Origin of the sequence: Sellimonas sp. (assembly GCF_047234585.1) — a bacterium.
Classification (GTDB): Bacteria; Bacillota; Clostridia; order Lachnospirales; family Lachnospiraceae; genus Sellimonas; species Sellimonas caecigallum.
On record NZ_JBKSWG010000003.1, the window covers coordinates 31685 to 55449 of the forward strand.

Sequence of the window (23765 nt, forward strand, 5' to 3'; positions counted from 1 at the left end):
TATATTTTCGGCATTTTGATGATAATTTGACATTTTTACAAGTAAAATCAGCCATTGTTTTGTGTATTATTTTTGTTTTACCAGGAATACATACCTGTCTTGCATTTTTCAAAACATACTTTAATAAAGCCCCCTCGTTTTAGATAATATGAAGTGACCCCACATTTGTACCAACGTGGATTTACCTGTATACTAGAGTTTGACAACAACAATGGTAACAGGGATTACCGCATATAAAAGGAGAACACTCATATGTATGGAATAATAAAAATATGAGATTTCATAAAAAATAATGAAAAAAACAACATGATAATATATAATATTGGAAAAAACATTGTTAAAAATGAAATTAGCAGAATATATTGCGATCGGTTTGCTCTGTTTGCAAAAAAGTAAATACGGTAATGGAATCAGGGAGAGAGGGGGAAAGGTATGAGGGCAAAAAGAGTATTTCTTTCGCTTCACTGTCTATTTGAATTTTACGCGGGGATTACCGGAGCGACGTTTATTCTTTTTCTGTATAATAAAAATCTGGATACAATGGAGACGAATCTGATCGTTGCCACATCACTGATCATTACATTTTTGATGGAGATTCCGGCAGGAGCATTATCCGACTTTCTTGGGTACAGAAAAACGACTATTTTAAGCGGAATTCTTTTGTGTGTGACAAACGTATTGTTTTTGATTGGAAACAGCTTGGGGATCTTTTTCCTTGCACAAATATTTCTGGGACTTTCGTGTGCATTTGAATCGGGAACACTGGACGCATGGATCATCAAATATACGTCAAAGAAAGAGTGTGAGCAGATTTTTGTAAAAAAGAATAAATATATTTCCACGATGATGATTGTGGCAGGACTTGCCGGAGGGATCGTGGCAGACTGGATGATGGAGGGGATTTTTCTCGCTGCTCTTGCGGCGTCAGTGCTCTATACAGTTACAGCGTCAGTATTTATGCAAGAGGAAGAGGAGATAAGGATGAAAGAAAGGAGCATGAAAAACGCGGCAGATGGACTAAAAAGAATCATTTCTGTGAGTGTGCGATACTGTGTGAAAGACAGGAATATTCGGAGGATTATCCTGTTTAACAGCGTACTTGTTTTTTGTCTGTCCCCGGTTTTTGTATTCTGGTCCCCGATATTGCATGGGTTTGAACGGATCAATTATACGCTGATCGCACTGGCGTGGATCTTTATGCGTTTTTCCATGTTGGCAGGAAACATGTTGGTAGAGCGAATTTGCACAAGATCAGTTCGGGCGATGGCTGCAGCTTCCGTTGTCTGTGGAGTGAGTATTATCGTCCTGGCATTTCAAAATACATTTCTTCTGATTTTTGCGGGGATTCTCGTATTTGAATTTTTGCTTGGAATTATCTATCCACTGAGAGAAACGGCGCTGAACAGAGAAATAGCTAATGAAAATCGCGCCACAGTCCTGTCTTTCCATTCCATGGTTGTGTGTATCTTTAATTACATATCTATGATTGTAATGGGCAAATTGGCTTTGATATTTTCTATTCGTGCAACATGGATTTTGAGCGGTGTGGTTTTGTGTGCGTCGGCAGCAGTGCTGTTTTTGACGGAAGGGGGGAAAAAGAATGTTAGGGAAACTTTCAGTAAAAGGGATCATGATCAGCATTAGCGTGGCAGGAGTCCTGCTGATTTTTTTACAGGCAGCAGATGTGGCCATGGAAAATGCTTATATGTTCATGAACACGGAGGAGGTATACTATAGTTCTGTTATGACGGAAGACTATACCCGATGGTTAGAAATCAATGAGCTTTTGCAGAGTGCAAGAATCTGGATGAAGCTGACATTGCAGCCTGCACTTTGTCTCATCCTGCTCTGGAATGGGGTGGACATCGTATACCGAATTTTGAGTAAATGCGAAAAAATGAAAAAAATTGTTCCGTTTGATCAGCAAACAGAGCAGCAGACCGAAGAGCAAGACAAAGAGACGGAAGAAACAGAAAGGCAGCAAGAAACAAAGAGGGAAGAAGAATCATATGAGGCATTCCGCAGACCGGAAAAATAACCTGAAATCAGCTGACCCTTTGCGGAAACGGGAGGAGGCAGCCGAAAAGCTGGAGTATTATGGAGAAAAAGTTTATAACAAATCATGATTTTCAAACGCTCATAATTTCTATCCTGATTAGTTATGTGGGGGATACGTTGTTCGATCTGTTTATTGTTTGGAAAGTAACATTTGAATCTGATAGTATTATGAATGCTGCATATATGATAGGAGGGTCTCTCGCTTTTCGGGGGATTTTAGCTCTTGTCGTTGGGATTATGATCGATCGATTTGATAAAAAGAAGTTGATGATTGCAGCAAACAGTGTTTCGGGAGTAATTATTTTTTTGTTTTGGTGTTTTTATGGTTTTGCGATTCAGCATATCAGTCTTTGCATTTTCTTCATACTGTTAAATGATATATGCAATACGGTCTTTGCATCTGCATATACAACTTATGCGGCAGAAAGATTTGAGAAAACCATATTTATCAAGTTTCAATCCACTGTGACAATGTTTGCCAGAACAATTTATATTGTTGGATCGGCAGTGACAGGATGGATGATTACTTGGTTTTCGGGAAGCGGTATGTTTTTAATAGATACTGCCAGCTTTTTTACCTGTGCCTTTTTAATAAGCAGATTGTGTGATCCTGACAGACATGCAGAAAGAAGTAGCAACAGCAAAGCCTTGATGATTTCTTTCATAAAAGATATAAAAATTTCATACCGTTCCATTTTTCAGAGCTCATTGATTCGAAGCATGGTTATTATTATGTTTTTATTAAATCTGGCATATGGATTTGTACCTAATATTTTGCCGATCATGTTTTCCGTTCAATCAGAAAGTTCCATTACCCTTGGGCTTATAAAATCTATGATGGCCGTAGGCGAAATCATCGGTTTGATAATTGTAAATCAATTTGGCCATTATGTAAGCAGACTCTTTAAACTGGCAATGTTAGTCTGCGGAGCATGCATGTTGTGCATTCCAATATCCTCTCTTTTTCTGGTAGGTTTTATTTTCTTGATATATGGAATGTTTGATTCGCTAACGCAGCCGTTGTTTAGTTATGTCATTACAACAATTGATGCAGATAATCGCGGGAAAATACTGGGAGGGATTGATACGCTTATTTTGATGTCTCCTTCCATCGGCATTGCTATTGGAACTCATTTCCTCACAATGAGCGATACGAATGGATTTTTGTATTTATCAGGCATATTCTTCACAGCTTTATTATTCCTGCTTTTGAATAAAAATTTGAATCACATAAGGTTGATGGAAAACGCAGATAGAAAATGAAAGATCGGTCATATTTCGGGGAAAGGGTCGTTTATATGTTCTGCCCTATCCCCGTATATTTTAAAATAAAGAGTAATCCAGTCTTTTGGAGATATACTCCAGCATCTTGATTCCTCCAAGGCTGTTGCCTTTGCTGTCCAGTGCAGGACCGAAGACACCGATTCCCATGTGGTTTACAAGGGGAACAGCGATCCCGCCGCCTACACCGCTCTTTGCCGGAAAGCCTACGGACATGGCAAATTCGCCGGATCCGTCGTACATGCCGCATGTCAGCATGAGAGCACGGATTGCTTTGGCGCTTTTTGCTTCGATAAGGATTTCTCCGGATGCAGGATCGACGCCGTGGTTTGCCAGTACAAGGCTCATATGGGCGATATCGTGTGCTGTGACGTTGACAGAGCACATTTTGAAGTAGAAGTCGAGACATTCTTCTACGTCGCCTTCCAGGATGCCCGAAGCTTTCAGATAGTAAGCAAGCGCCCGGTTTCGGTCTCCGGTCTGTTTTTCCGATTCGTATACCGCAGTGTTGAGGGAGATCTCCTCGTTTCGGCAGAGCTTTCGGATGAAGTCCAGAAAGCGGCCGAATTTTTCATCGGAATCTTTCCCGCTGATACGGCTTGCGACAGTAATAGCGCCGGCATTGATAAATGGATTAAACGGGCGTGTCTTTGTCTCCAGCTTTACGATGGAATTGAAAGGGTCCCCGGTCGGTTCCACGCCGACTTTGTCGTGGAAGAGATGATCAGCTCCGCAGTCCCGGATTGCCAGGATCAGGGATACCAGCTTGGAGATACTCTGGATCGTAAAAGGAATGTTTGTATCCCCCGCCTCCAGGACATTGCCATCCATGTCGATCGTACAGATCCCGAGATAATATTTGCTGACATTTTTCAGCTCTGGTATATACTGGGCGGTCTGCCCCATATGAACAAATGCCTTCCCGTAATGGAGCGCATCCTGCAGAAGTTCTTCTTTTAACATATCGTGTATCCTCCGTGTTGCAAATCTGGGGAAAAAAGAAGACGAAGCGACTGATTTGGTGCCCCGTCTTCGTTTCCTGAAATTTTAGCTGAGCTCAACTCTTTCAGCCTCTTCCGGTTTAAATTCTGCCCTGAGGTCGTAGATGTTATGACCGGTGGATTCGCTCAATACACGTCCCTCCAGAGAATAGCAGCGGATAAAGCGTTTTCCGTCTACGCTTGACCAGTGTTCTACATCCCATGTCATGTATCCGTCTTCGTCTGATTTTTTTTCTTTTAAATACAAATCTACCTGGCGTCCGCCTGGTGCCATCAACTTGACAAGTTCGTCTGTTGTAGCGGTAAGTTCTGTCTTGTTTACTTTATCATATACGTTCATATGATGCCCCTCCTATTGATATTCTATTTGAATTATAGTATGTTTTTATTTATAATACAACCATCTTGTAGGAATTTCACGGAGGAAGCATATGATTTTTGATACACACGCACATTATAACGATGAACAGTTTGACCAGGATCGAGATGACCTCCTGGGTAAAATGAAGGATGCCGGGGTAGGTACTGTGATGGAGATCGGAGCGTCACTTGCATCCAGCCAAAGGGCGGTCGATCTGGCAGGCAGGCATCCTTTCGTCTATGCTGCCGTCGGCGTCCACCCGGATGAGGTCGGAGAATTAAACGAAGAGACATTTGCCAAGCTTTCCAGTCTTTGTGACATGGACAAAGTCTGCGCAGTAGGGGAGATCGGGTTGGACTACTACTGGGACAAGGAGGACAGAGAGACTCAGAAATACTGGTTTATCCGTCAGCTTGACCTTGCAAGAGAAAAGGGGATGCCGGTCAATATTCACAGCCGGGATGCCGCTGAAGATACGATGGAGATCATGCGGCAGCATGCAAAAGGGCTTCAAGGGATTATACACTGTTATTCTTACTCAAAAGAACTTGCCCTTGAGTATGTGAAGATGGGATTTTATATCGGCGTTGGCGGTGTCGTCACGTTTAAGAATGGGAAGAAGTTGAAAGAGACAGTAAAAGCGATACCCCTTGAACGGATCGTTCTTGAGACGGACTGCCCATATATGGCGCCGGAGCCGAACCGTGGGAAACGCAATGATTCCAGAAATATTCACTATGTGGCGGAAGCGATCGCTGAACTGAAAGGGATATCGAAAGAGGAAGTGATCCGCCAGACAGAAGCGAACGCAAAATTAATATATTTTTCACACTCTTTTAATAATGCGAAGAACTAAAGTGTGGTATAATGATTAGAACAGGTAAAGAGAGGAAATGCATATGACAGAGCCATTTTTGGGGAATCCGCAGAATACGATTGCGGTGCTGCAGAAATACAATTTTAATTTTCAGAAGAAGTTCGGCCAGAACTTCCTGATCGATACACATGTTCTGGATAAGATTATCCGGGCGGCCGAGATCACAAAAGAGGATTTTGTTCTGGAGATCGGACCGGGCATCGGAACGATGACACAGTACCTGGCTAAATATGCCAGAGAAGTTGTGGCAGTGGAGATCGACAGAATGCTGATCCCGATTCTAGAGGATACACTTTCCGGTTTTCCGAACGCGTCAGTAATCAACGAGGATATCCTGAAGGTAGATATCGCAAAGCTGGCAGAAGAGAGAAACGGCGGCCGGCCTATCAAAGTAGTTGCAAATCTTCCGTATTATATCACGACACCGATCATCATGGGACTGTTTGAAAGTCAGGTCCCGCTTTCCAGTATTACCGTTATGGTACAAAAAGAAGTGGCATCCCGCATGCAGGCAGGACCGGGAACAAAAGATTACGGGGCGTTGTCCCTGGCGGTTCAGTTTTATGCGGATCCGTATATTGTGGCGAATGTTCCGCCGAACTGTTTTATGCCAAGACCGAATGTCGGATCGGCAGTCATCCGGCTTACGAGGCATGATGTCATGCCTGTGCAGGTAAAGGATGAAAAGCTCATGTTCCGCTTGATCCGTGCTTCTTTCAATCAGCGGAGAAAGACATTGGCAAATGGTCTTTTCAATTCTCCGGAGCTTTCGTTTACAAAAGAAGAGATAGCGGAAGCGATCGAAAAACTGGGAAGAGGATCCAGCATCCGCGGCGAGGCTCTTACACTGGAGGAATTCGCCCGTCTCAGTGATCTGATGGGAGAAGGAAGAAAATCCGATTTGACATAAAAGCACATAGAAAAAGGAGGGAAAGTTATGCGTTATGAAATCAAAGGAGAGACACTGCCCGTAGTTGTCTGCTATCTGGAAGAGGGAGAGCAGATGATCACGGAAAGAGGTTCCATGAGCTGGATGTCTCCTAATATGAGGATGGATACCGGCGCCAGAGGCGGTTTTGGAAAAGCGCTTGGAAGGATGTTTTCCGGAGATTCGATTTTCCAGAATACATACACGGCAGAGAACGGAACTGGATTGATCGCGTTTGCATCCAGCTTTCCGGGATCTATCAAAGCGTTCGAGATCGGTCCGGGGCAGGATTATATTTTCCAGAAGAGTGCATTCCTGGCAGCGGAGGCGGGAGTGGAACTGAGCATCCATTTCCAGAAGAAACTTGGCTCCGGGATCTTCGGAGGAGAAGGTTTTATCATGCAGAGACTGTCCGGTCAGGGGACGGCATTTGCAGAGTTTGACGGCCATGTAGTGGAATATGAGCTGAAACCGGGACAGAGTATCGTTGTGGACACTGGGTATCTGGCAGCGATGACCGCATCCTGCAGTATGGATATCCAGACAGTGTCGGGAATTAAAAATATGGTATTTGGAGGAGAGGGTATCTTCAATACACTTATAACAGGACCTGGACATATCTGGCTGCAGACTATGCCTCTGAGTAATGTGGCGGGGGTACTTAGACCATACTTTCCGTCAAGTGAAAATTAAAAGATAAAGGAGGAGCATCTATGGTAAAAACAGTTCAAGAAGCTTTGTTTGACATCACACCGGAAATCAAAAAACTCGCCGCGTTAAGTGAAAAAAACAACCAGATCGAAAAAGATCTGTACACGAAATATGAAGTAAAAAGAGGACTTCGCGATCTGAACGGAAAAGGCGTACTGGCGGGACTTACAAATATTTCGGATGTTTGTGCCAAGGAGATTGTGGACGGAAAAGAAGTACCTTGCCCTGGCAGACTCTATTACAGAGGATACAATATCAAGGATCTTGTAAACGGTTTTCTTGCTGCAGATCACTACGGATTTGAAGAAATTTCCTATCTGCTTTTATTCGGAGATTTGCCGACAGAGAAGGAACTTTCAGATTTCCATGATCTTCTTGTGGAAAGAAGATTGCTGCCGCCAAACTTTGTTCGGGATGTGATCATGAAGGCGTCCAGTCCGGATATGATGAACAGTATTTCGAGAAGTATTCTTCAACTGTATTCCTATGACAGCAAGGCAGATGATACGAGTACAGAGAATGTGCTTCGCCAGTGCCTGAATCTGATCAGCCAGTTCCCTATGCTCATGGTATATGGGTATCATGCATACAACTACAAGATGGGAGAGGATCTTTTTATCTACGCTCCGAAGCCGGAACTGTCCACAGCGGAAAATATACTGATGATGCTGAGAGAAGACAGAAAGTATACGAAGCTTGAGGCACGGATCCTGGATATGGCTCTCGTTCTCCATATGGATCACGGCGGCGGAAATAACTCTACATTTACAACTCATGTTGTCACATCATCCGGGACAGATACATACTCCACGATGGCGGCGGCGATGGCTTCCCTGAAAGGACCGAAGCACGGCGGAGCCAATGTAAAAGTCGTGCAGATGTTCGACGATATGAAAAAAGTAGTCAAAGACTGGACAGACAAAGAAGAAGTGGCAGCATATCTGACAAGACTTCTTGACAAAGATGCGTTTGATAAAAAAGGCTTGATCTATGGTATGGGTCATGCGGTATATTCTGTATCTGATCCAAGAGCGGAAATTTTCAAAGATTTTGTAAAACGACTTGCGAAAGAAAAAGGATATGAAAAAGAATACAATCTCTATGAAATGGTAGAGCATATGGCTCCGCTCATTATCGGGGAAAAGCGAAAGATTTACAAAGGGGTCAACGCAAACGTGGATTTCTACAGCGGACTCGTATACAGTATGCTGGATCTCCCTCCGGCGCTTTACACGCCGATATTTGCCGCGGCGAGGATCGTGGGATGGAGTGCGCACAGACTGGAAGAGCTGAAGAATGTGGACAAGATCATCCGTCCGGCATATAAGCCGCTTGCCCCTTACAAAGAATATGTAAAACTCGAAGACAGATAAACAAAAAAGAATCCTGCACCATTAGCAGGATTCTTTTTGGCGCTCCAAACGGAGATTCATGACCAGCGCGAAAGCGATGACTCCATATGCGGCGAAGCTTCGGAAATACTCGCCGAGAGCGGCGTTGTCAAATGTATTTCTTCCCGCAAGAGGGGAGAGTACAAACAGCGTGTGAAGCAAAATGACGCCGATAAAAGCGTTGCGAACATTGGCTTTACGGATGCTGGCGCCCCCTGCAAGGAGTGCGGCGCAGGCGAATTTTTCTGTATCCAGATGCTCGGTATACACATTGAGAGAGCCGATGTTCTGAAGGTAAACAAACTGCCCCAAGGCGGCGATGACAGTAGAGAGGACGATAACGATGATCCGGATTTTATTTACATGGATGCCGGAATTTTCCGCCCGTTCTTCGCTCATGCCCACAGCCTTGATTTTCTGTCCGAGAGGAGTACGCATGAGATAAAAGACGAAGGCTCCGGTCAGCGCGATGATGAGGAGAAGGATGACAGAAATCTTTGCCTCCCCGATCTTTATGACTCCCACGTGATCGAACACTTCTTTGAACGTCTTCAGATCCACCATGTTTTTAACACCGATACCGGTAGAAAGTACAAGTTTTTCGTTGTTTACTTTGATGAGGGTGCCGAATCCTGCCACAAAAATCAACTGATAGATATAGTTTGCCAAAAGCCCAACGACGATGGAAGTTACCATCTCTCTTCCTTTGACCATGTTGAGAAGTTTCCCGATCAGAAGTCCGAACAAAGCTGCAAATGCAAGAGATAAAAGGAGAACAAGTACCGCGCCCAATCCTCCCATGACCTGGAAATTCAGTACGAAGATAAAGGAAGCCTGTGTGATCATCGTACCGATGACAACTGCAAAATTCAGCCCCATCCCTGCCATGATAGGAAGGATCAAGGCGAGGACAAGGATGATATTCCGTATAAACCGAAGTGATACCTGTTCCGCGAGAAACGGAAAGCTGATCCCGGACAGAAAAAAGCAGATCACGCTGAATAGTATAAAGGCAGCCGGGACGAGAAAGTCTTCTTTTCTTATTCTGTTTCTGTTTTTCATGACCGTTTCCTCCTTTCCTGTTTCAGGAATGCATATAAGATAATTCCGTTCGTGATGATCATCCGGACGATCTCAGACATCTGAGGGATGAGGATCGCGTTTGCGATCGGCGCGGACAGAAGATAGATCGTCTGATACAGATACGTTCCGAGCACAGCGTGGAAAATGCCGGCTCGTCTTCCAATGCAGCCTCCGATGAGGATCGCTGACACTGCAGGGAAGCTGTGGGACAGGGGAGCGTTGTAAAGCTCCACGAAACCATAGCTCTGGGCGTATACACAGATTCCTACTGCCCCGATGACGGTGGAAAGGATGATGGCGGTCGTCCGCACACGGTTGATCTTAATGCCGGAAAGCTGACAAAAACGCTCATTTTCGCCCACCGCCAGCATGACAGTGCCGTATTTTGTCTTGAAGAATCCGTAGATCAAGAGGGCTATGAGCGCGTAGAAACCGATCAGTCCAAGCGGGATAGAAATCCCTCCGATTTTGACTGTGCACAGTTTATCCAGCACTTGTCCAAAGTAGTGCTCCAGGCTGATCTTTGGACGCAGTCCTTCCCCGCCGACCGGGTAGAGCATCTCACGGTTTGTGAACGGGATAACCGTCCATACAAAATTCATGATCGGGATGAAGGAATACCCGATAAAGATGGCTGCGATATCTTCCTTTCCTTTGACCATGTTTAGGATCTTGGCATAGAAAAATCCGAGAATGACCGCGGGAGGCACAGACAGGAGCACCGCTCCGAGGAAGCCGAAAATACCGGTCATACGGAACTGGATTGCCATACACATGCCCAAGAGTCCAGCTACGATGCCTACCGGCAGACCAAAATTCATGCCGGCGCCTGCGTTGATCATAGGGATCATGGCCAGGACAAGTACGCCGTTCATGACAAATTTTGTGAAGGAATCCCCGATCAGTTCCGGGATATCCATCTTCAGAAATCCTGCCATTACAAAAAGCAGGAGCATAAATGATGCAATGATAATCTGAGGCAGTTTTGATCTATTGGTCATAGCGCTCCTCCTCTCCTGTATATGCGTATGCAAATTCTTCCTCCGAGGCATCCGGCGGAAGAATCCGGGACACTTTTCCTTCGCACAGGACGGCGATCCGGTCGCTGATCCTTTTGAGTTCTTCGAGTTCGCTGGAAGCGACGATGATGGTAGTCCCCTGTTCCCGGCTCATCCGGATCAGTGCATCCAGTATTTTCTCTTTGGCTCCGATATCCACGCCTCTTGTAGGTTCTGAAATAAAGAGTACTTTTGGCCGGACGGCTGCGGCTCTTGCAATGCATACCTTCTGCTGATTACCTCCGCTCAATTCCCTTGTCTTCTGATTCATATTTTCACATTTGATGCCAAGTTCTCGGATCTGTTCTTCGACATAGCGGGACATGGATTTTTTATCCCTTACAGAAAACGGGCCGAACAGTTTTTTCGAAAAGCGGTGTTTCCCGTAAAAACCGGAAAATACGATGTTTTCCCGGATGGAATGATCCAGGAGAAGGCCCATATTTTTTCGGTCATCCGGCAGAAGAAAAATTCCTTTTTCTATGGTCTTTCCTGTGTCGGAAAGATCCAGATTTTCTCCTTCAAACAAGATACTGCCGGATGACGGATAAATACCAAGGACGCCGTATCCAGGGGCCAGCTTTCCGTGACCGGACAGGCTTGTAAGGCCAAGTATTTCTCCTTTTTTTACGTCCAGATGGATGCCGTGCAGCTGCTCTCCGGGCATTTGAACGGAAAAATCGCGGAACGAAAGAATGGATTCCTCTTTTATCATGCGCGGTTTTTGGACAGCTTCATGAATGTCGTAACCGATCATGTCTGTGGCCAGCGCCGGGATAGACATGTTTTCTTTTTGATATTCCGAGATGATATTGCCGTCACGGATCACAGTGACAGTATCACAGAGCTCACATATCTCATGGAGTCTGTGAGAACAGAAAAGGATGGATGTACCCTTTGAGGCAAGTTTTTTCAGGACATCCATGAGGCGGCGGGAATCCTCATCATTCAGCACGGCGGTGGGCTCGTCCAGGAGGAGGAACTTCAGATTTTTTTTGTCCAGCTCCCTGGCGATCTCCACAAACTGCTTTGCGTTTGTGGAGAGATTTTTCACAAGATAGGAACAGTCGATAGAAAAGCCAAGTTCCTTTAGAACAGATGAAGCGTCTTCCTGATCCTGTGCTTTGTCGATGTAGGAAAGTTCGTGTCCCAGGATCCGGCTGGCTCCTTTCTTTGTATTTTCTCTTGTAAGCTTGATATTTTCGGCCACTGTCATGTCGGGAATCAGGATAAACTCCTGATGGATCATACCGAATCCGTATTTCATAGCATCCCGTGTCGAACGGATACGGATCGGTTCCCCATCCAGAAGGATTTCGCCTTCGTATCCACCAGTCTCCGAGATGACGCTGTTACCGAAGAGAATGTTCATGATAGTGCTTTTCCCAGATCCGTTTGCACCTACAAGTCCATGGATCTTTCCTCTTTCGATAGACAGATTGACTTCGCGGAGTACCTTGTTCTGGCCGAAATATTTTGTCAGATTTTTTATCTCCAGTATATTTTTTTTCATTTTTTCCTCTCTTTTCGGAAATGGTTTTTCATATGGCATATCCATTATACCATATGCAGGAAAAAATATCCCTGTTGGAAAATCGAGATGGTAGAAGCGTTGATTCCAACAGGGATATTATTATGTGAGGTTTAGTAATAAATGTCTTCCATGATAAACATGTAATAGTTTTCGTAGTCTTCGTACTGCTGGAAATCTACCTCCAGATCGAATTTCTCCTTGGCAAGCTTGCCGAGATTTTCAGCACTGTTCGGATCAAAATCCGGATTTGTGATCATTTCCATTGCAACTTCCACACCAAATTTCGGAAGAAAGATAGTGGATGGAATCGGCCAGCCGGAAAGGCGTCCCTTCATACCTGCAGCGTCTACCTTTTCAGCGATCATCTCGTTGATCTTGTCGAAGTTTGTCGCATCTTCTTCAGAGATCTCAAGTCCGAGAACTGTCGGGAATGCCTGTGTAGGTGTCGGGCAGCACTGTTCTGCGACTGTAAATTTCAGCTTCAGAGCTTCGTCGATGATGACATCGTACATCGGGCAGTTGGATCCGAAAATATTTGTGTCTGTGCCGTATTTTTCAATCTGCCGCGGAATATCTTCACGGAGGAACTGCTGCATAGCTTCCGGTCCGTTTCCGGTCTGCGGGTCTGGAGTGATCACTTCCACAAATTCCATGCCGAGTTTTTCACAAGTTTCTTTCATCTTGTCTTTTCTTGCAGTGATAAGTGGTTTTGCAAGATGTGTAGGGAAGGAATAGTGGATAAATGTTTTTGCTCCCATTTCATGTGCCTTTGTCGGGATTGTCTCTCCTCTTCTCAGGGCGTCCATGTCAAGATTCAGATCGATATACTCTGCCATCATATCCGGTTCGTCGTAAATAGGGGCAGAGATCGTGATGATATCCGGGTTCTTCTCTTTGATCTGCTGGAAAGCAGGGATCAGGCCTGACTGTCCGGAGATAACGACAACTGCTTTCATAAGCGGGTCATCGGCAGCGGATACGATCGTACTGATGCATCCTTCAATCTCTGTATCAAATTTTTCCGGGAGGACAAGATGCTGCACGATATCTGGATACTGCTCTTCCAGCTGCTGTCCTGCACGGAACTCATCTTCACTTACAGATAATGTAGGGGTAACGATAGCTACATGATACTCATCTTCAGAAGCAGTCTCTGTCTGCTTTTTCTCCTTTGTTTCTTCACTGCTGTTGCCGCATGCAGTTAAGAACATGGAAAATACCATGACGCATGCCAAAAGCACAGCTAATTTTTTCCTCATATGCACTCTCTCCTTTGTTATATGAATGTAGTAAGACTAAGTATATCGGCGGAAACACAAACTGTCAACAAACTGTGAACGTTCTGCTATAGTTAATTATTATAACAGCTATACGGCTTTTCTATAAATAGGAGGGACACCGGATTTCCTGCTTTGATAAGTCATATACAAACAGATCACACCAAGCATGGCCACAGAAGAAAATGGCGATACAAGCCCGTAATACAGAAGTGAGTGTACATTGTTATAGATCAGCATGGCCAGAAGAGGGACGCGGATCAGCAAAGCGCCGCAGCAACAGTTTGCCATCGTAAACAGTGTCTTTTCGCAGCCATTTAAATATCCGTTCAGGCAGAATAAAAAGGAAACGGCAAGGTAGTCCAAACTGCATGCCCGCAGAAACGGAATTCCGACAGAAATTACATTCGGATCGGATGAAAAGATGCTGATCATTGTCTGCGGGGAAATCTGTGCCCAGGCAAAGAAAGCCAGGGAACAGGCAAATGCTGTTGTCATGCCATAGTGAAGGAAAGTTCTGGCGCGTTCTGGTTTTCCGGCGCCCATATTTTGCGCAGTGAGGGCTGCAAGTGCGTTGGATATGGAAGTAGCCGGAAGCATGGCAAATACATCGTATTTGCTTGCCACGCCCACTGCAGATGCAGTGTAAATCCCGAAACTGTTTGTGATGGATGTCAAATATAAGAAAAAAAAGCGAACAATGCATTCCTGGAAAGAAACTGGGATTCCCACAAGGACCAGCTCTTTCAGAAGTGCTCTGTCTATCCTCAGCATTTTCCTTGAAAACCGACAGACGAAATTTTTTCGGTTTAGGTAAAAAATGGCAATGACCATACTGATTCCTTGAGATGAAATGGAAGAATCCAGAGAACTGATGAAGATAATGCTCAAGCTTTTGTCCAGGACATGCAATCATCTTGTGGAGCAGCTCAGAAGAATCACATTGTATGACCGGTACCAGAAAATTGCGAGTTTTCTGCTTCACGAGACGTCGTACCCGGATCCGGACCGGGGAGTGACAAGGACAAGTATACCGTATACACAGGAAGAGCTGGGTATTTCCCTGGGACTGAACCGTGTAACGGTCACAAGAGTATTGAATGAATGGAAAGAGCAAGGGATCGTATCTACTTCCTATAAGAAGATTCGGATTTTGAACCGGGATTATTTGATCATTCTCATCCGCCCAGTACCTTACGAAACAAATCTGTGTGAAAAGATAAGATAAAAAGAGCTTGCGAAAACAGCGTGGGGTAATTATAATAAATAATGTTTTGACTTTAGCAAAGTGAAGCATTTCATAACGGAATAGAAAGGCAAAAGGAGAAATGAATATGCAGTATAAAGAAATCAACCCATCCCCACGTATGCTGATGACACCGGGCCCGGTGGAAGCTGATCCAAGAGTCCTTCGTGCCATGAGCGCACATATCCTGGGACAATTTGATCCGGAATTTACCGCTCTTATGAATGAGACGATGGAAATGGAACGTTATGTGTTCCAGACAAAGAACCGCCAGACTTATGTAGTGGATACTACGTCAAGAGGAGGTCTGGAAACCGTGCTGACCGGAGCGATCTGTCCGGGAGATAAGGTGCTCATCCCGGCATTTGGACGTTTCGGATACCTGCTCGCTGAGATCTTGGAGCGCTGTGGGGCAGATATTACCCTTCTGGAAAAAGAGTGGGGAACCGTATTCGATCCGCAGGAGATCGAAGATGCATTGAAGAAAGACAGCTACAAAGCAGTTGCCTGCATCCACGGTGAAACCTCTACTTCCATGATGCAGCCTTTGGAAGAGCTTGGAGAAATCTGTGAAAGATACGGAGCGCTTCTGATCGTTGACGCGGTAGCAACACTGGGAGGCGTGGATGTGAAAGTGGATGACTGGAAACTGTCCGCATGTATCTCCGGAACACAGAAATGTATTTCCGCTCCGTCAGGATCTGCCCTGATCACATACAATCAGCAGATCGAGGATATCGTAAAAGCCAGAAAACGTGTAGAAAAAGGAATCCGTACATCCGATGATGTGGACGGCGGCCTTGTGCGCATACCAAGCAACTATTTGGATCTGGGACAGCTTGAGGACTACTGGAGTCCGAGAAGACTCAACCACCATACAGAGGCTACGAGCATGCAGTATGCCGTGCACGAAGCACTCAGATGTATCGTAAATGAGACGCTTGAGGCAAGATTTGCAAGACACAGCCTCAACGACAGAGCGCTTGTAGCAGGGCTTCAGGCTATGGGACTTACGATCTTCGGGGATCTGAAGCACAAGATGCCGGTTGTCACAGCCATCAATATCCCGGACGGCGCCGATGGAAAGGCCATCCGCGGTATGATGCTGGATGAATTTGGAATCGAGATCGCCACTTCTTTTGGACCGCTGGATGGAAAAATCCTCCGTATCGGAAACATGGGATACTCCAGCCAGAAGAGAAATATTCTGATCCTTCTCGGAGCACTGGAAGCAGTCATGAGAAGAAATGGAGTCAAAGTCTCATCCGGAGAAGCTGTAGCCGCTGCTATGGACGTTTATCAAGAAGCAGAGAACAGATAAACAAGATTCCGCACAAGGTGTCCATCCCTGAGGAATGGCCTACTTCGCCAAAAGAGGTCTGAATCTCTTTCGGGGAGGAGGCGTATACAAGCTCTTTGACAGGACGGCTGAAGTGCCCTTCCAGAGCGCAGGACAGAAAAGAGCGGCTGATGTCGTTTGTATCTGTCAGATGCGAAGCGACCGCTTCTCTCAGACAAGAGGAAAATGGATGCTGTTCGTGTCCGGTAAGGATGAGACCGGCAAGTACGCCGCACAGAAAATCATCCCCGCTTGGGGTCAAGCCGATACCAAGACCGATGAGACCGCTTAATATAAAAGCGGAGGAAGGATAATCTTCTTTATAAAAATGATCCGAAGCTGCCATGAGTTTACTCATGGCAGCTTTATTTATAAGAAACTGATCTCCAGGCGCATCTTCTTTCGAATCTGTAAAGAGAAGACAAAAACCCGTAGATGTGGAGCCGGAAAGCGCTGGCCGCAGAAAACGGGTCCAGGAAAGATGACTGCACGGCAAAAGAAGAGAATCAAAAACAGAAGCGCCAGAACAATCAAAGCAAAAGACGTTGGTCCCTGTAAAAATGCAAATCTCTTCCGGCATCACTTCCACGCGCTGGCCAGGCAAAAAAGATAAGGATTCTATCTGATCCGAAGTCAGCTCCGTCATAAGACTCAGCGGAGACTGAGGGGACGGGGATGACTGCAAGGCCAGGAGGGAAGCGCCTATCTGTATATTTACAGTCTTACGGTATACGGAGTGTATAAAACCGTGTCCGCAAGAACAGAGTATGGAGAGGGCGTAAGTGGAAAAAGACGTAATTTTGATTTTCATAAGTTTTCCTTTCCGCGGAGGATCCGATAGTCACTCCGGTCTAACAATCTAAAAAAGATTGTAGCAAAAAGACGAGAAAAGGACAAATGAAATTCGGCAAATTATACACAATGGATAAAAAGAAGAGGATAATTTACTTGTTTTCTACATTGCTTTTCCTAATGTTATCCATTAGAATATGTAATAAGTAAAGTGACTGGCCGGTCCGACTTTATTGCGCCTGCGAGCGCGAACATCTATGGGTATAAGAAAGGAAGGAAAGCTTGATGGAAAAAAAGAAAAAATTTTCAATATCGCTTACGACGCAGATTCTTCTTGCGACTATAGGCGGTCTTGTTTTCGGTAGTATCGTAGGCCCGTGGGCATCGAATCTGAAATTTATCGGGGATATTTTCCTGCGCTTGATTCAGATGTCTGTCGTCATTCTTGTAATGTCCGCCGTGGCGGGGGCTGTAGGAAGCGGAGACGGAAGGGATGTCGGAAAGATGGGATTCCATACATTTAAATGGATCATCGGATTTACGGTATTCTCAGCAGCTCTTGGAGTGGTATTATCCTTAATTGTAAAGCCGGGTGTTGGAGCGGATCTCTCAAGTGCAGAAGAGATTGCTGAGGCGACAGTAGCGTCCGCATCTCTCCAGGAGACACTTACCAACTTTGTCCCGACAAACGTGATCCAGGCGATGGCGGAAGGATCCATGGTTCCATGTATCGTATTCGCGCTGTTCTTCGGTGTTGCCATGGGACAGTATACAAAACATACAGGCAACCGGAATATCGCAGATTTCGTAGTGGGAATCAACAGTATCATCACAAACATCATCAAGATCGTCATGACAGTGGCTCCGATTGGTATCTTCTGTCTTCTGGCGGATGTGGCAGGCTCCACCGGACCTAAGATCATCATTCAGATGCTCAAATTCCTCGGAGTGCTTCTCGTGGGGGATGCGATCCAGTTCCTTGTGTTCGGACCTCTTACAGCGACGCTCTGCAAGGTCAATCTGTTTAAGATGCCGAAGAAATTTGCCAAGATGTCCATCATGGCAGTGACGACTACATCCGGAGCAATCTGTCTTCCGACAAAGATGGAAGATGCAGTGGAGAAATTCGGTGTAAGCCGTAAAGTGGCGGACTTCACAGGACCGATCACGATGTCCATGAACAGCTGCGGTGCCGCACAGTGTTACGTGGTAGCGATCTTCTTTATGGCTCAGGCTACAGGTATTGAGCTGAGCGTATACCAGATGGGAATGGCGATCCTTCTTTCCTGTCTCATGTGTATGGGAACGATCTCTGTTCCGGGCGGATCTGTGATCGTCTATACGTTCCTTGCTTCCTCCCTCGGCCTTTCAATGGACAGTATCGCCGTACTTATCGGTATCGACTGGTTTGCAGGAATGTTCCGAACATTGATGAATGTAGACATAGACGTTATGGTAGGTATGCTTGTTGCCAATAAGATCGGCGAACTGGACCGTGATGTTTACAACGAAAAGAAAACTGTCAAATACGCAAAATAAAAGGCGGTTGACAAATATTTTATAAGCATTTATAATAATCGTACGTGAGCACTGGCGCTTGTCGCCAGTGCTCTTTGTTTGACCAAGGGAAATAAGGAAGAGTGCCCTTATTATGTTAAAAAAATATCAAAATTGTATCTTCAAATACAAAAAATGACACAAAGAGGTTTGGGTTTTATACACGATAGATAAAAACAAAATATTTTTTTAGCTTTCGTGCCATTGCTTTTTTTTCTGTAATCTAATAAAGTTATTAGTATACATATAGATTGAAAAAGAATTTTGAAAAAATTCTTGTGCAGGAGGGGAAAAGATGTACGATTTGATCGTGAAAAATGGGAAACTGGTCACTCCGGACCGTATCTATGAAGCTGATATTGCAATAAAAAACGGGATTTACAGTGCGTTTTTGGAAAAAGGGACCGAGGCGGAGGCAAAAGAAGTCATAGATGCAAAGGGAAATTATGTTTTTCCAGGGATCATAGACTGCCATGCTCATTTGAACGAACCTGGATTTGAATACAGGGAAGATTTTGAGACAGGATCCAGAGCTGCAGCTGCGGCAGGATGCACTTGTCCCAACGGGGATCTTTTCCCGACGGTCAATATGGGAAATGTAAGGAAAGCGCTTGAGATTCTGAAACCATACGGTGCATTATGTGGATTTCACTGTGAAGAGTACGGACAGGTACTGGAAAGAGAAAGGGAAGCGAAGGGAAAAGAAGGGAGGACGAAAGAAGAAAAGATAAGAGACTTCCTGGATGCGCATGATGTGTGGACAGAGTATGTGGCGACCAAGAATGTGATCGATATGGCCAGAGCTACCGGCGGAAGGGTGCACATTTGCCATGTGAGCCATCCGATGGTGGCGCAGGCAGTAAAAGATGCGATCTATGAAGGGCTTCCAGTCACAGCAGAGACTTGCCCGCATTACCTTGGATTTACAGAAGACTTTGTTTTTGAGAAGGGAGCGCCGGCCAAATGCACGCCTCCTATGCGAAAAAGAGAGGACATGGAAAAGCTTTGGGATTATGTTCTGGACGGAACGCTTTCCTGCGTAGGAAGCGACCATTCTCCGGCTGCTGATGAAGAAAAAGACAACGAGACAAAGGACATCTGGCATGCCTGGGGAGGCCTCAATTCGATCCAGTTCTTCCTGCCAATGATGTTTGATATGGTAGTACATAAGAAAGGGCTCAGTCCAAGCCTGATCGCAAAAGTCATGGACTACAATCCTGCTAAAGTATTTGGACTGTACGGGAAGAAGGGCGCGTTTGAACTTGGATTTGACGGAGATATCGTCATTGTTGATCCGGATAAAGCATGGACATGCAGGCAGGAAGAACTGCTTACAAAAGGACACGTGACATGCTTCGATGGGCTGGAAGGAAAAGGTGCGCCAGTTTACACCATTATACGCGGAAAAGTAGTCGCAAAAGACGGTATGTACGAACAAGATGCCATCGGGTATGGGAAATATGTGAAGCCGGTAAAAAAATAGAAGGAGAAGCGCCGATAAACAGATATCAGATTTAGGAAAGGATTTGAGAATATGTATGATTTGTTGGTAAAAAACGGAAAAATCGTGACAGCAGAAAGAGTATACGAGGGTACAGTGGCAGTAAAAGATGGACGAATCGCAGCCATTCTGGCTCCGGGAGTGGATGCACAGGCCCAAAAGACGGTGGATGCGGACGGGAAATATGTATTTCCGGGTGCCATTGATACACACGCACACTTAAATGATCCGGGATATGAATGGCGGGAAGACTACGCGCATGGTACAGCTGCAGCGGCTGTCGGGGGATATACGACCATCATCGACATGCCGCTCCAGAATGAACCTGCCATGACAAATGCAGAGCTTTTTGATCGCAAACATGAGATCGTCGGGCCGAACGCCTATGTTGACTACTGTTTCTGGGGAGGTCTGATCCCGGACAATCTGGGAGATCTCAAAGGACTTCATGATAAAGGCTGCGTGGCTTTTAAATCCTTTATAGGACCGGTGTCCCCGGACTATAGTTCCTTAAATTATGGACAGGCGTATGAGGCTATGCAGATCATCAAAGAGTTTGGAGGACGTGCAGGATTCCACTGTGAAGATTTTTCCACTATCAAATGGCAGGAACAGCGGATGATGAGAGAAGGACGTCTGGATTGGCAGGGATTTTTGGATTCCAGACCGGTCATCGCTGAGATGCTGGCCACTGTTGATATCATCGAGATCGCAAAAGCGACAGGATGCAAAGCCCATATCTGCCATGTCAGCAGTCCGGATGTGGCGCAGAAGATCAAGGAGGCACAGCAGGAGGGTTACGATATCACGGCGGAGACATGCGCCCATTATTTAAGCCTGACGGATCAGGATGTGATAAAGAACGGGCCGCTCTTTAAGTGTGCGCCGCCTCTTCGAAGCCAGGAAGAAGTAGATCGGCTCTGGTCTTACGTGGAAGACGGTACATTCAGCGGCATCGCCAGCGACCACTCTCCATGTTCCTACGATGAAAAATATAACGAGATCCTTGGCAAAAAGATTACGAATGTATTTGAAGTGTGGGGAGGCATAAGCGGCATCCAGAATTCTTTCCAGATCGCTTTCTACGAAGGCTGCGTAAAACGAAATGTATGCCCGACGGCGATTGCCAGGGCGACAGCCAAAAATCCGGCCAAGGCGTTTGGCATCTACGGCAAAAAAGGAGATATCCAGCCAGGATTTGATGCGGATCTTTTGATCGTGGATCCGGAAAAAGAATGGGAGATCACAGAAGATTCCCTTCTTTATGTTAATAAAATCTCAGCATTTGTCGGAATGAAAGGAAAAGGTCTTCCGGTATGCACCATCATTCGGGGGCATATTGTGGCGGAAGATGGAAAGATCACAGCGGAAAAAGGGGTAGGAGAGCTTGTCAGAAGATTAGACTGATCTACTGGAAACATGGAAAGGAGAACATATGAGTAATTTAGTTGAGAATAAAAATCTGAATCCGGAACTTGCCAGGAATGTAGATCCGGATCTGCAGCCGACCAAAAAACGGATCATGGGGCCGGTGTCCTATGCGGCCAGCTTCATGGGAGGATGTGTATCTATCGGTACATTTTCCATGGGTGCAGGACTTATCGGAGTACTGACAGTATCACAGGCGATCCTGGCTATGATTATCGGCTGTCTGGTCATCGCGGTGGCTCTCGTTGTCATCGGAAACTGCGGACATAAATACGGGATTCCGTTTACCGTACAGCTCAGAAGCAGCTTTGGAACAGCGGGAATCAAAGTTCCGGGGCTTTTAAGAGGGGTACCGGCTATCATCTGGTTCGGCTTCCAGAGCTGGGTAGGTGCAGGGGCTATCAACAGCTGTTTTAAAATCCTGTTTGGGTTTGACAATCTGCCGGTTGTCTACATCCTGTTTACTGCCCTTCAGGTGGCGCTTGCTATCAATGGATTTGAGGGGATCAAATGGATGGAAAACATCTCCTGTATTTTCATCATCGCCATCCTTATATATATGCTGTATGTAGTAAGAACACAGTTCTCCACGGAGATCGACGACGTATTTTCGGGAATCAAGGGGACATGGGGAATGCCGTTCTGGGCAGCAACCACGTCGTTCCTTGGCATTTACTCAACCATGATCATTAATGCATCTGACTATTCACGAAATGTGAAAGAGAATGTCGGACCGGTGTTTACCGGAAGTATTTACACGATCGCCATTCTTCCTGTCACACTGTTCATGGGGCTGATTGGTCTTCTCGTGACAGCAGCTACAGGAAACAGTGATCCAGTCGTTGTATTCTCCACGACGATGGGAAGCAAATTCCTGACAGTCGTGACGCTTTTGTTTATCGCATTTGCTCAGGTTACGACCAACGTACTGAACAATATCGTGCCGCCGGCTTATGTTCTGATGGAAGCGTTCCATGTGAAATGGAAACTGTCTACGGTCATCGTAGGTGTTCTGTCCATCTGTTGTATGCCTTGGAAGCTTGTCACAGACGAATCCGCAGCAGGACTGAATCTTTTCACGCAGTTTTATTCGGCATTCCTTGGACCGATCTTCGCAGTCATGGCAGTGGATTACTACATCCTCCGGAAGAAAAAGCTGGACGTCAACCGTCTGTATGATAAGAGCGGCGTGTTCAAAGGGGTTAACTGGGCGGCAGTTATTGCCATCATATTTGGCTCTATATGCTCCCTCATCCAGGTGCAGCTGTCCTGGTATATCAGTCTGATCCCGTCAGGCGTGGCTTACTACCTGCTGATGAAATATATGAAGAGTTCCAAAGCATTCCGCACCGGGACGATTTTCGAGGAACGGGACGCAAAATAAATATTGTAAAAAAACAGAGCCGGCAGTGTTTTACTGCAGGCTCTGTTCCATAAAGGATATAGTTGATTCCAGAAGTTTTCGGGCAGCCGGATCCGATTCATCCCGATCGAAATCATGGAGAGAACGGGAGACGACGAAACGTTGTGCACGGTATTTCCTGCAAAGTTCCAGGAATTCGGCATAAGGGACATCGGTGTCGCCCGTACTGTGTGCGCAGAAGAGCGGGCACGGTAGGCGGTCGCAGGTGCGCAGAGAGTAGTCGAGATAAAATGTTTTGTCACGGCCTTCGTAGATCAGTGACTTCCACTGTCCGGATTGCCTTGCGTATACGTAGAGACTATAGCGGGTATTCAGATCCCCCTCTGTGATGATCTCGTCTTTTATGGTATCCAGGCAGGAAGAAGGAACTTCCGGTAGAGTACAGTAATAAGGACTCGGCGTGCAGAACCAGTCGTCACAGAGGAACCCATATCCGTAAAAGGAAAGAATGCCTTTCGGAGGAGTAGGAAAAGCGTTTTTTGCCGCGGCCAGAAGACACAGATAAGCCCCGGCGGAACGGCCCCAGAGAAAATATGGGAGTGGCTTCCGATAGTAGAGAGACGGCTGTTCTGTGTAATGCCGGATGGAGGCTTCTACATCAGCGACAATGGTCTCCAGTTTGGCTGCCGGAGCCAGCGGATAATCGTAGGACACGATGAGGTAACCGGCAGATGTCAGCAGCTCGAGATGGAGCGAAGGGAGATCTTTTTTTGTACCGTATAAAAGCCCTCCCCCGTGGAAATACAAAAGACAGGCCTTTGGCGGAATATCTGGATTTTCATAAATAACTGCTTTTTTTGGAAAAGCAGATGTATCAAGATGAATTTCTTTTTCTGTAAACATGAGGTTCTCCTTTGTCTGCAAATTGCGGCAAAAAGCCGTAAGTACATTATAACATAAAATATAATTGTTAAAATAT

Annotated in this window: 22 protein-coding genes; 13 read left to right on the top strand and 9 right to left on the bottom strand. The window is 45.6% G+C overall.

The genetic code is table 11. The annotated features are described in order from the left end of the window. Positions 1-432: 432 nt before the first annotated feature. Genes ACLROL_RS01595 through ACLROL_RS01605 form a run of 3 tightly spaced genes read left to right on the top strand, consistent with a single transcriptional unit; the run spans position 433 to position 3321 of the window. Entirely contained in the window at positions 433-1644 is a 1212-nt protein-coding gene (locus tag ACLROL_RS01595) for an MFS transporter (protein WP_413067220.1), read from the top strand. Then, positions 1601-2038, top strand: a complete 438-nt coding sequence (locus tag ACLROL_RS01600) for a hypothetical protein (RefSeq protein WP_221920401.1) — start codon at positions 1601-1603, stop codon at positions 2036-2038. Before ACLROL_RS01595 ends, ACLROL_RS01600 begins: the two co-directional genes overlap by 44 nt. A 59-nt stretch (positions 2039-2097) precedes the next feature. Next, positions 2098-3321: an MFS transporter gene (locus tag ACLROL_RS01605; protein WP_087202754.1), complete on the top strand. Its 1224-nt coding sequence runs from the start codon at positions 2098-2100 to the stop codon at positions 3319-3321. Between the two features lie 60 nt (positions 3322-3381). On the opposite strand, the gene glsA is transcribed toward ACLROL_RS01605, so the two are convergent. Next, positions 3382-4302: a glutaminase A gene (gene glsA, locus ACLROL_RS01610; RefSeq protein WP_413067221.1), complete on the bottom strand. Its 921-nt coding sequence runs from the start codon at positions 4300-4302 to the stop codon at positions 3382-3384. A gap of 84 nt (positions 4303-4386) precedes the next feature. Then, positions 4387-4680, bottom strand: coding sequence for a hypothetical protein (locus ACLROL_RS01615; RefSeq protein ID WP_087202750.1), 294 nt, complete (start codon positions 4678-4680; stop codon positions 4387-4389). 91 nt (positions 4681-4771) lie between these two features. Between ACLROL_RS01615 and ACLROL_RS01620 the strand changes: the two genes are divergently transcribed. The 4 genes from ACLROL_RS01620 to ACLROL_RS01635 are packed head-to-tail and all read left to right on the top strand — an operon-like array spanning position 4772 to position 8590. After that, a complete protein-coding gene (locus tag ACLROL_RS01620) occupies positions 4772-5557 on the top strand; it encodes a TatD family hydrolase (protein ID WP_087202748.1) in 786 nt (261 codons plus the stop codon). A gap of 43 nt (positions 5558-5600) precedes the next feature. After that, positions 5601-6488 (top strand): 16S rRNA (adenine(1518)-N(6)/adenine(1519)-N(6))-dimethyltransferase RsmA, encoded by an 888-nt coding sequence (gene rsmA, locus ACLROL_RS01625; protein WP_087202746.1) that lies wholly within the window; start codon positions 5601-5603, stop codon positions 6486-6488. A 27-nt stretch (positions 6489-6515) separates the two neighbouring features. Continuing rightward, positions 6516-7199, top strand: coding sequence for a TIGR00266 family protein (locus ACLROL_RS01630; protein ID WP_413067222.1), 684 nt, complete (start codon positions 6516-6518; stop codon positions 7197-7199). A 20-nt stretch (positions 7200-7219) separates the two neighbouring features. Then, positions 7220-8590 (top strand): citrate/2-methylcitrate synthase, encoded by a 1371-nt coding sequence (locus ACLROL_RS01635; protein ID WP_413067223.1) that lies wholly within the window; start codon positions 7220-7222, stop codon positions 8588-8590. 21 nt (positions 8591-8611) lie between these two features. Here the strand turns inward: ACLROL_RS01635 and ACLROL_RS01640 are convergent, their stop codons facing one another. The 5 genes from ACLROL_RS01640 to ACLROL_RS01660 form a co-directional block, all read right to left on the bottom strand. Continuing rightward, positions 8612-9670, bottom strand: a complete 1059-nt coding sequence (locus ACLROL_RS01640) for an ABC transporter permease subunit (RefSeq protein ID WP_413067224.1) — start codon at positions 9668-9670, stop codon at positions 8612-8614. Next, positions 9667-10692, bottom strand: coding sequence for an ABC transporter permease subunit (locus ACLROL_RS01645; RefSeq protein WP_087202740.1), 1026 nt, complete (start codon positions 10690-10692; stop codon positions 9667-9669). Before ACLROL_RS01645 ends, ACLROL_RS01640 begins: the two co-directional genes overlap by 4 nt. Further along, complete coding sequence (locus tag ACLROL_RS01650; protein WP_087202792.1) at positions 10682-12262, bottom strand: sugar ABC transporter ATP-binding protein; 1581 nt, start codon at positions 12260-12262, stop codon at positions 10682-10684. The genes ACLROL_RS01645 and ACLROL_RS01650 overlap by 11 nt, the downstream gene beginning before the upstream one ends. Positions 12263-12393: 131 nt before the next feature. After that, entirely contained in the window at positions 12394-13542 is a 1149-nt protein-coding gene (locus ACLROL_RS01655) for a DUF3798 domain-containing protein (protein WP_087202739.1), read from the bottom strand. Between the two features lie 108 nt (positions 13543-13650). Next, a complete protein-coding gene (locus tag ACLROL_RS01660) occupies positions 13651-14334 on the bottom strand; it encodes an MATE family efflux transporter (protein WP_413067225.1) in 684 nt (227 codons plus the stop codon). A 79-nt stretch (positions 14335-14413) separates the two neighbouring features. On the opposite strand from ACLROL_RS01660, the gene ACLROL_RS01665 reads away from it, so the two are divergent. Together ACLROL_RS01665 and ACLROL_RS01670 are read left to right on the top strand one after the other, a co-directional pair. Further along, positions 14414-14788, top strand: a complete 375-nt coding sequence (locus ACLROL_RS01665) for a Crp/Fnr family transcriptional regulator (protein WP_413067226.1) — start codon at positions 14414-14416, stop codon at positions 14786-14788. 106 nt (positions 14789-14894) lie between these two features. Further along, positions 14895-16127: a pyridoxal-phosphate-dependent aminotransferase family protein gene (locus ACLROL_RS01670; protein ID WP_087202736.1), complete on the top strand. Its 1233-nt coding sequence runs from the start codon at positions 14895-14897 to the stop codon at positions 16125-16127. On the opposite strand, the gene ACLROL_RS01675 is transcribed toward ACLROL_RS01670, so the two are convergent. Further along, positions 16093-16956, bottom strand: coding sequence for a DUF2877 domain-containing protein (locus tag ACLROL_RS01675; protein WP_087211467.1), 864 nt, complete (start codon positions 16954-16956; stop codon positions 16093-16095). The two genes, ACLROL_RS01670 and ACLROL_RS01675, sit on opposite strands and share 35 nt — an antisense overlap. A gap of 266 nt (positions 16957-17222) precedes the next feature. Between ACLROL_RS01675 and ACLROL_RS01680 the strand changes: the two genes are divergently transcribed. From ACLROL_RS01680 to ACLROL_RS01695, 4 genes are all read left to right on the top strand, one after another. Continuing rightward, a complete protein-coding gene (locus ACLROL_RS01680) occupies positions 17223-18476 on the top strand; it encodes a dicarboxylate/amino acid:cation symporter (RefSeq protein WP_087202732.1) in 1254 nt (417 codons plus the stop codon). Between the two features lie 313 nt (positions 18477-18789). Next, complete coding sequence (locus tag ACLROL_RS01685; protein ID WP_087211470.1) at positions 18790-19977, top strand: dihydroorotase; 1188 nt, start codon at positions 18790-18792, stop codon at positions 19975-19977. A 51-nt stretch (positions 19978-20028) separates the two neighbouring features. Continuing rightward, a complete protein-coding gene (gene allB, locus ACLROL_RS01690) occupies positions 20029-21402 on the top strand; it encodes an allantoinase AllB (RefSeq protein ID WP_087202728.1) in 1374 nt (457 codons plus the stop codon). Positions 21403-21430: 28 nt separating this feature from the next. Further along, a complete protein-coding gene (locus tag ACLROL_RS01695) occupies positions 21431-22807 on the top strand; it encodes an NCS1 family transporter (protein ID WP_087202726.1) in 1377 nt (458 codons plus the stop codon). Between the two features lie 30 nt (positions 22808-22837). On the opposite strand, the gene ACLROL_RS01700 is transcribed toward ACLROL_RS01695, so the two are convergent. After that, positions 22838-23689: an alpha/beta hydrolase gene (locus tag ACLROL_RS01700; RefSeq protein ID WP_087202724.1), complete on the bottom strand. Its 852-nt coding sequence runs from the start codon at positions 23687-23689 to the stop codon at positions 22838-22840. Positions 23690-23765: the final 76 nt, after the last annotated feature.

What these genes read in the sequence shown, in the direction of transcription:
- ACLROL_RS01655 (WP_087202739.1), bottom strand. Translation starts at nt 13,542, where the DNA reads ATGAGGAAAAAATTAGCTGTGCTTTTGGCATGCGTCATGGTATTTTCC.
- ACLROL_RS01665 (WP_413067226.1), top strand. Translation starts at nt 14,414, where the DNA reads ATGGAAGAATCCAGAGAACTGATGAAGATAATGCTCAAGCTTTTGTCC.
- ACLROL_RS01650 (WP_087202792.1), bottom strand. Translation starts at nt 12,262, where the DNA reads ATGAAAAAAAATATACTGGAGATAAAAAATCTGACAAAATATTTCGGC.
- rsmA (WP_087202746.1), top strand. Translation starts at nt 5,601, where the DNA reads ATGACAGAGCCATTTTTGGGGAATCCGCAGAATACGATTGCGGTGCTG.
- ACLROL_RS01680 (WP_087202732.1), top strand. Translation starts at nt 17,223, where the DNA reads ATGGAAAAAAAGAAAAAATTTTCAATATCGCTTACGACGCAGATTCTT.
- ACLROL_RS01635 (WP_413067223.1), top strand. Translation starts at nt 7,220, where the DNA reads ATGGTAAAAACAGTTCAAGAAGCTTTGTTTGACATCACACCGGAAATC.
- glsA (WP_413067221.1), bottom strand. Translation starts at nt 4,302, where the DNA reads ATGTTAAAAGAAGAACTTCTGCAGGATGCGCTCCATTACGGGAAGGCA.
- ACLROL_RS01595 (WP_413067220.1), top strand. Translation starts at nt 433, where the DNA reads ATGAGGGCAAAAAGAGTATTTCTTTCGCTTCACTGTCTATTTGAATTT.
- ACLROL_RS01685 (WP_087211470.1), top strand. Translation starts at nt 18,790, where the DNA reads ATGTACGATTTGATCGTGAAAAATGGGAAACTGGTCACTCCGGACCGT.
- ACLROL_RS01620 (WP_087202748.1), top strand. Translation starts at nt 4,772, where the DNA reads ATGATTTTTGATACACACGCACATTATAACGATGAACAGTTTGACCAG.
- ACLROL_RS01630 (WP_413067222.1), top strand. Translation starts at nt 6,516, where the DNA reads ATGCGTTATGAAATCAAAGGAGAGACACTGCCCGTAGTTGTCTGCTAT.
- allB (WP_087202728.1), top strand. Translation starts at nt 20,029, where the DNA reads ATGTATGATTTGTTGGTAAAAAACGGAAAAATCGTGACAGCAGAAAGA.
- ACLROL_RS01645 (WP_087202740.1), bottom strand. Translation starts at nt 10,692, where the DNA reads ATGACCAATAGATCAAAACTGCCTCAGATTATCATTGCATCATTTATG.
- ACLROL_RS01675 (WP_087211467.1), bottom strand. Translation starts at nt 16,956, where the DNA reads ATGAAAATCAAAATTACGTCTTTTTCCACTTACGCCCTCTCCATACTC.
- ACLROL_RS01695 (WP_087202726.1), top strand. Translation starts at nt 21,431, where the DNA reads ATGAGTAATTTAGTTGAGAATAAAAATCTGAATCCGGAACTTGCCAGG.
- ACLROL_RS01670 (WP_087202736.1), top strand. Translation starts at nt 14,895, where the DNA reads ATGCAGTATAAAGAAATCAACCCATCCCCACGTATGCTGATGACACCG.
- ACLROL_RS01660 (WP_413067225.1), bottom strand. Translation starts at nt 14,334, where the DNA reads ATGCTGAGGATAGACAGAGCACTTCTGAAAGAGCTGGTCCTTGTGGGA.
- ACLROL_RS01605 (WP_087202754.1), top strand. Translation starts at nt 2,098, where the DNA reads ATGGAGAAAAAGTTTATAACAAATCATGATTTTCAAACGCTCATAATT.
- ACLROL_RS01700 (WP_087202724.1), bottom strand. Translation starts at nt 23,689, where the DNA reads ATGTTTACAGAAAAAGAAATTCATCTTGATACATCTGCTTTTCCAAAA.
- ACLROL_RS01600 (WP_221920401.1), top strand. Translation starts at nt 1,601, where the DNA reads ATGTTAGGGAAACTTTCAGTAAAAGGGATCATGATCAGCATTAGCGTG.
- ACLROL_RS01640 (WP_413067224.1), bottom strand. Translation starts at nt 9,670, where the DNA reads ATGAAAAACAGAAACAGAATAAGAAAAGAAGACTTTCTCGTCCCGGCT.
- ACLROL_RS01615 (WP_087202750.1), bottom strand. Translation starts at nt 4,680, where the DNA reads ATGAACGTATATGATAAAGTAAACAAGACAGAACTTACCGCTACAACA.